Here is a 6537-nt window from a genome sequence, read left to right as displayed (position 1 = left end):
GCCGGGGGCCCCCCTAACCCCCACCCAAAACCGCGCGCCCCTTCGTCTTACGGGGCGGCGCCGTCCGTCGTCACGGCCGCGGCGCCCGATGCCCGGCGCGGGCGGGCGGCGCGCGGCGTCGTTGTGCTTGGCGTTCGTATACGGTTCGGCGGCTTGGCTGACATCCGACCACTTGCTCAACTTACGTCCTTGCGTACCCCGTTGACAGGCTCAGGAACTCCACCCACTCTTCAGACATCCGATGAATCGAGCCGCTTGGAGCCGCTATGGCCATGTATCCAAGACGCACGGTGCTGGGTGCGGCGGCGGGCACCGCCGCTGCCGCCGCGCTTCCGCTAGCCGGGGCGAGCGGGGCGCACGCCGCACAGGGGGAGGCCCTGCCGGGGGAGGGGACCGAGCGCGGGCAGGGAGCGTGGGTGCCCGTCCCGGAGCCGGTGCCGGTCCCCCTGGACGCCTACTTCGACAACGACGGCATCGACACGGCCGCCGCGCGCGGCGGAGACTTCGACGGGTCCGGCTACACCTTCCCCGGCGAGGAACTGCCCTCGGGCCCGATCGAGGCCGACGGCATCCCGTTCCTGTTCCCGTCGTCCGAGGCCGGAGCCAAGAACAACGTTGTCGCGCTCGGCCAGCGCATCGAACTCCCCAAGGGCCGCTATCTGTCCGCCCTGTTCCTGACCGCAGGCAGCTACGGCAACGCCTCCGGCACCCTCACCGTCCACTACGCCGACGGCTCGACCAGCACCGCCGGGCTCGGCGGCACCGACTGGTACCAGGCCGGCGGGGGGCCGGTGTCGGCGCCCTACCGCCATCAGCCCGACGGTGGCAAGGACCAGCACAGTGTGGGCATCGGCATCGCGGAGGTCTGGACCGACAGCTCCCGCGAGGCGGTGGCGCTCACCCTGCCGACCACCAACCCCGCCCAGGAGGGCAGGACGTCCCTGCACGTCTTCGCGCTGTCCCTGCAACCCCCGGCGGAGGGACGCGCACTGGCGATCCGCGACGCGCATACGACCAACTCCCTGATCGAACGATCAGGCGCGCAGAGTGTCGAGGCCACCGTGGTCAACGCGGGCACCACGGCCGTGCTGGCGGCGGACGAGGTGACCGTGAACGTATCGGTCCCCGGCGCCCGGACGGTCGGCCCCGTCCGGATCAGCCGGCTCGACCCCGGCGAACAGGCACGCGTGCGCGTCGGCATCCGCAACCGCACCGGAACCGCGCCCGGCACCCCGCAGGACGGCACCGTCAGCGTCACCGGCCGGGGCGCGACGGCCGACCGGCGGACCACGGCCCTGACCCTCGGCGTCCCCGACTACCGGCCGACCGAGGCATCGCTCGCCGGACACCAGGCGCCCTACTGGTTCCAGGACACCAAGTTCGGGATCTTCATCCACTGGGGCGTCTACTCGGTGCCCGCCTGGTCACCGCCCGGCGAGCAGTACGCCGAGTGGTACTGGGAGTGGCTCCAGCGCCCCGACAACGCCGTGCACGCCTACCACCGCCAGACCTACGGCGAGGACTTCACCTACGACGACTTCATCCCGATGTTCCGCGCGGAGCGCTTCGACCCGCGCGCCTGGGTCGAACTGTTCCGGGACGCGGGCGCGCAGTACCACGTGCTGACCTCCAAGCACCACGAGGGCTTCGCCCTGTGGGACACCAAGGTCTCCGAACGCAGCTCGGTGAAGATGGGCCCGCGCCGCGACCTGATCAAGGAACTGTTCGACGCGTCCAAGCGGTACACACCCGAGCTCCACCGCGGGCTGTACTTCTCGATGCCCGAGTGGTTCAACCCCGACAACCCGTGGATGGGCCACGCCCCGCGCAACCCGTACACCCACGCGCCCGAGCCGTACCTCGGCTACACCGCGGGCAAGGACTATGTGAAGGACTACCAGGCCCCGCAGATGCTGGAGCTGATCCACGGCTACGACACCGAGGTGCTGTGGTGCGACATCGGCGGTGCGAACGACAGCGTGAATGTGCTCGCCGAGTACTTCAATCACGCCAAGAACCGCCCCAAGCCGATCGAAGTGACCGTGAACGATCGATCGGGGATCGGCTTCCACGACTACACCACACCCGAGTACACGACCTACGACAACACGGTCGTCGCCAAGTGGGAGGCCAGCCGTGGGCTCGATCCACGCAGCTACGGCTACAACAAGGCCACGCCCGACACGATGTACATGACCACCGAGGAGGTCGTGCACAGCCTGGTCGACATCGTCTCCAAGAACGGCAACTTCCTGCTCGACATCGGGCCCCGCGCGGACGGCACCATCCCGGAGATCATGGAACGCCGGCTGCGCGAGACCGGGGGCTGGCTGAAGGTCAACGGCGAGGCGATCTACGGGACCACGTACTGGTCGCGGATGGCGCAGCTCGGCGAGGACCTCCGGTTCACGGTCCGGCAGAACGAGGCGTTCTACATCCACTCGCTCGCCCGACCCGGCGCCAAGCTCACCGTGGAGGCACCGGTGCCCATCAGGAACGGTGATCGAGTGGCCATGCTCGGCTATCCGCGCCCGCTGAACTGGACCGTCCGCGCCGGATCGCTGGTGATCGACGTGCCGGAGGCGGCCCGGCGGGCGGGTGAGCATGCGTGGGTGTTCAAGGTGGAGTGGCGGTGAGCGGGCGGAGCCCGCGGGCCGCTGTGAGCGGGCGGAAGTGATCGAACGGAGTTGAGCGTTTTGCGGTGAGGGGCTGCCCCGCCGCGGCGGGACAGCCCCTCATTCGATCTGTTCGGCTTTGTTCGCGATCAGCCGACCGGTGTCTTCGACTCCTCGGCGAGGCGTTCCATGCCGCTGGTCGTCTTCAGCGGCTTCTCCTTGAGGAACACCACGGCGATCAGCGCGAGCAGCGCGAAGGGCGTGGCGACGAGGAACAGATCGGCGGTGGCCACTCCGTAGGCGTGCTCCACGATCCCGCGCATCGGTTCGGGCAGTGTCGTCATGTCCGGCACGTGCGAGGACTCGCCGCCTGGGGAGCCCGCCGCGCCGGTGGCGCCGGACTCCTCAAGGCCCTTGGTCATCTCGCCGGCGACCCGGTTGGCGAGGATCGCGCCGAGCACGCTGGTGCCGATGGTGCCGCCCATGCTGCGGAAGAAGGACAGCACGGAGGTGGCCGCGCCCAGTTCGGCGGCGGGCACGTCGTTCTGGGCGGCCAGCACCAGGTTCTGCATCAGCATGCCGACCCCGACCCCCAGGACCGCCATGTAGAGGCTGAGCAGGCCGAAGTGGGTGTCGGCGTCGATCGTGGCGAGCAGCGCGAGACCGGCGGTCATGATGATCGCCCCGGCGACCAGATACCGCTTCCACCGGCCCGTCCGGCTGATCACCTGACCGGCGACGGTCGAGGAGACGAGCAGGCCCAGGATCATCGGCAGGCTCATCAGACCGGCGACGGTCGGTGACTTGCCGAGGGCGACCTGGAAGTACTGCGAGAGGAACACGGTCCCGCCGAACATGGCGACACCGACGAACAGGCTGGCCACGGTGGTCAGGGTCACCGTGCGGTTGCGGAAGATGTCCAGCGGGATGACCGGCTCGGGGGTGCGCGACTCCACGAACACCGCGCCCGCCAGCAGCGCGACACCGCCGAGGGTGAGGGCGGCGGTCTGCCAGGACGCCCAGTCGAACTGGTTGCCCGCGAGCGACACCCAGATGAGCAGGGCACAGACCCCGGCGACGATCAGGAACGCGCCGAGCCAGTCGATCCGCACCTTTCGCCGCACGGTCGGCAGCCGCAGCGTGCGCTGGAGCAGGGCGATCGCCAGCAGGGCGAACGGCACGCCGATGAAGAAGCACCAGCGCCAGCCCAGCCACTCGGTGTCGACCATCACCCCGCCGACCAGCGGTCCGGCCACCGTGCCCACCGCGAACACGGCACCGAAGATCCCCGCGTACCGGCCGAGTTCGCGCGGCGGGATGACGGCGGCCATGACGACCTGGGCGAGCGCGGTCAGACCACCGGCCCCGATGCCCTGCACGACCCTGCTGAAGATGAGCAGTTCGACGCCCTGGGAGAACCCGGCGAGCAGCGAGCCCACGATGAACATCGCCAGGGACAGCTGGAGCAGCAGCTTCTTGTTGTACAGGTCCGACAGCTTGCCCCACAGGGGCACGGTCGCGGTCATCGCCAGCAGTTCGGAGGTGACGACCCAGGTGTAGGAGGACTGGCTGGCGCCGAGGTCGGCGATGATCCGGGGCAGCGCGTTCGACACGACGGTGCCCGCCAGGATCGCGACGAACATACCGGCCATCAGACCGGACATGGCCTGGAGTATCTGCCGTTGGGTCATGGCGGCGGGCGACGCCGGTTGGAGCGTCTCTGGTGGTGCGGTCACGACAGCTCTTTCCACGGTGATGATGACGGTGACAGTGACGTTGGTGATGGTGATGGTGGCGATGTGATGGTGGTGCTCAGCCGGGCGGGGCCGGGAGTCCGGCGGCGAGCTGGTCGAACGTCTCCAGGAACACGTCCGCGAACCGGCGCTCCTCCGGCCGGGCGCTCCAGTGCTCGACGGCGACCCGGACCGCCGTGCCCGCGACCGCGGCCAGCAGCCGCGGATACAGATCGAGGCCCAAGCGGTCCGCCCCGCAGGGCTCGACCGGTTCGGGGACCTCGGCGCAGCCGCCGCGCAGCCGTTCGGTGACGGCCAGCGCGAGCCCGGTCTCGTCGGCCGTGTGCGCGCCGAGACTGCGCACCAGCAGATGCGGGGCGGCCCGCAGCACCTGGCCGTGCAACTGCCACAGTTCGTGGCGCAGCTCCGCCTCGGCGAGTTCGGCCGCGATGGCGTCGCGCACGGCCGTGAGCGGCGGGGTGCCGGCCGGGGCGTGCAGCACGGCGTTGCGCACCCGGGCGCTCAGCTCCGAGTCGATCACCACGAACGCGTCGTCGCGCGTGTCGAAGTAATTGAAGAACGTGCGTACGGAAACGCCCGCCGCGGCACTGATCGCTTCGACGGTGACATGTTCCACTCCGCGCTCGGCGGCCAGCCGCACCGCCGCCTCCGCGAGCGCGGCACGCGTGGCCCGCTTCTTCCGCTCCCGCAGGCCGCCCCCTGGGGCACTCTTCTCCGGCATAGCGTGCATGGTATGCAAACATGCACGTCATGCAAAATTACCGGACGGCGGGCAGGCCCGGCGACGAGCGTTCCGCTTGCCCCGACCGCACCCCTCCCACGAGGATCGGGGCATGCACACGGCACCGCCCCACCAGGTCCTGATGGTCGTCTTCGAGGGCGTGCAGATCCTCGATGTCACCGGACCGCTGGAGGTGTACGCCGCGGCCAACGAGCACGGCGGGGCGTACCGGATCACCACCGCCTCCGTGACCGGCGAGCCGGTGACCGGGACGGCGGGGATACGGCTGGTGCCCGATCTGGCGCTGAAGGACGTCGACTTCGCCGTCGACACGCTGATGGTGCCCGGCCGCCCCGACTGGTGGGCGGCGGTCGCCGACACCCCGCTGATAGAGGGGGTACGACAGCTGGCGGGCGGGGCCCGTACGGTCGCCGGGATCTGTGCGGGCGCCTTCCCGCTGGCCGCGACCGGGCTGCTCGACGGGCGCCGGGCGGCCACCCACTGGCGGCTCGCCGCCGATCTCGCGGCCCGCTACCGGGAAGTCGAGGTCGACAGCGACGCCATCTTCGTGCGGGACGGGCGGTTCATCACCTCGGCCGGGATCACCGCCGGGATCGATCTCACGCTGTCGCTGGTCGAGGGCGACCTCGGTGCGGACGTGGCGCGGGCGGCGGCCCGGCAGCTGGTGGTGTTCATGGCCCGGCCCGGTGGGCAGTCGCAGTTCTCGGCGCGGCAGAGCGCGAAGTATCCGCCGGACTCGGTGCTGCGCCGGGTCCTGGACGCGGTCACCGCCGACCCGCGCGCGGAGCACACCCTGGCGTCGATGTCCCGTACGGCCGGGGTCAGCGAGCGGCATCTGTCCCGGCTGTTCCGGGCCGAGACCGGAGGGACGGCCGGGGAGTTCGTGGAGCGGGTCCGGCTGGAGGCGGCGCAGGCGCTGCTGGAGAGCGGCGACGACCCGCTCGACGCGGTGGCGCGGTCCGGCGGCTTCGGCTCGGTGGAGACCATGCGGCGGGCGTTCCGGCGGCTGCTGGGGATCACTCCGGGGACGTACCGCGAGCGATTCCGCTCGACCGCGCGGGAGCACGCGAAGGACCAGCGCGTGCTCGCGGACGAACAGCGGTAGGGAGTCGACGAGCTGCGGCCGTACGCGGACGAGCAGCGGTTGCGCGCGGACGAGCAGCGGGACTACAGGGACGAGCAGCGGCAGTGCCCGGTGAACCATGAGAGCGGGCCGTCGAACGGCGGGAGCGCGCGGGCGAGGAGCGCGAACCCGCGAACGAACGGCGGGAGCGCGCCCATGAACGACGGGAGCGCGCCCACGTACAGCGGCCCGCGCAAACGAACAGCGGGGCCCCTGTAAACGAACAGCGGGGCCCGCGCGCGCGAAGTCGGAGCAGGTGAACGAAAACGCGGTAGCCGCCGGGGGGGTGGGGGGCGCCCCGCC

At 70.8% G+C, this 6537-nt stretch carries 5 protein-coding genes; 3 read left to right on the top strand and 2 right to left on the bottom strand.

Annotated elements, in window-relative coordinates:
• The first annotated feature begins 266 nt into the window (after window positions 1–266).
• Window positions 267–2636, top strand: a complete 2370-nt coding sequence (locus ACFXAZ_RS39090) for an alpha-L-fucosidase (protein ID WP_384601734.1) — start codon at window positions 267–269, stop codon at window positions 2634–2636.
• A gap of 128 nt (window positions 2637–2764) precedes the next feature.
• On the opposite strand, the gene ACFXAZ_RS39085 is transcribed toward ACFXAZ_RS39090, so the two are convergent.
• Window positions 2765–4306 (bottom strand): MDR family MFS transporter, encoded by a 1542-nt coding sequence (locus tag ACFXAZ_RS39085; RefSeq protein WP_384601736.1) that lies wholly within the window; start codon window positions 4304–4306, stop codon window positions 2765–2767.
• Here ACFXAZ_RS39085 and ACFXAZ_RS39080 point away from each other — a divergent pair.
• The gene (locus ACFXAZ_RS39080; RefSeq protein ID WP_384601739.1) at window positions 4278–4418 is read left to right on the top strand and encodes a hypothetical protein; all 141 of its coding nucleotides are present in this window, start codon (window positions 4278–4280) and stop codon (window positions 4416–4418) included. The two genes, ACFXAZ_RS39085 and ACFXAZ_RS39080, sit on opposite strands and share 29 nt — an antisense overlap.
• A 9-nt stretch (window positions 4419–4427) precedes the next feature.
• Here ACFXAZ_RS39080 and ACFXAZ_RS39075 read toward each other — a convergent pair whose 3' ends face one another.
• A complete protein-coding gene (locus ACFXAZ_RS39075; RefSeq protein ID WP_384601731.1) occupies window positions 4428–5099 on the bottom strand; it encodes a TetR family transcriptional regulator in 672 nt (223 codons plus the stop codon).
• 103 nt (window positions 5100–5202) lie between these two features.
• On the opposite strand from ACFXAZ_RS39075, the gene ACFXAZ_RS39070 reads away from it, so the two are divergent.
• A complete protein-coding gene (locus tag ACFXAZ_RS39070) occupies window positions 5203–6216 on the top strand; it encodes a GlxA family transcriptional regulator (RefSeq protein WP_384601728.1) in 1014 nt (337 codons plus the stop codon).
• Window positions 6217–6537: the final 321 nt, after the last annotated feature.

Source organism: Streptomyces sp. NPDC059477, assembly GCF_042749375.1.
Classification (GTDB): domain Bacteria; phylum Actinomycetota; class Actinomycetes; order Streptomycetales; family Streptomycetaceae; genus Streptomyces.
The sequence above is the reverse complement of the archived record's forward strand: the minus strand, read 5'-3'. Positions and strand labels throughout refer to the sequence as shown.

What these genes read in the sequence shown, in the direction of transcription:
- ACFXAZ_RS39080 (WP_384601739.1), top strand. Translation starts at nt 4,278, where the DNA reads ATGGCCTGGAGTATCTGCCGTTGGGTCATGGCGGCGGGCGACGCCGGT.
- ACFXAZ_RS39085 (WP_384601736.1), bottom strand. Translation starts at nt 4,306, where the DNA reads ATGACCCAACGGCAGATACTCCAGGCCATGTCCGGTCTGATGGCCGGT.
- ACFXAZ_RS39075 (WP_384601731.1), bottom strand. Translation starts at nt 5,099, where the DNA reads ATGCACGCTATGCCGGAGAAGAGTGCCCCAGGGGGCGGCCTGCGGGAG.
- ACFXAZ_RS39090 (WP_384601734.1), top strand. Translation starts at nt 267, where the DNA reads ATGGCCATGTATCCAAGACGCACGGTGCTGGGTGCGGCGGCGGGCACC.
- ACFXAZ_RS39070 (WP_384601728.1), top strand. Translation starts at nt 5,203, where the DNA reads ATGCACACGGCACCGCCCCACCAGGTCCTGATGGTCGTCTTCGAGGGC.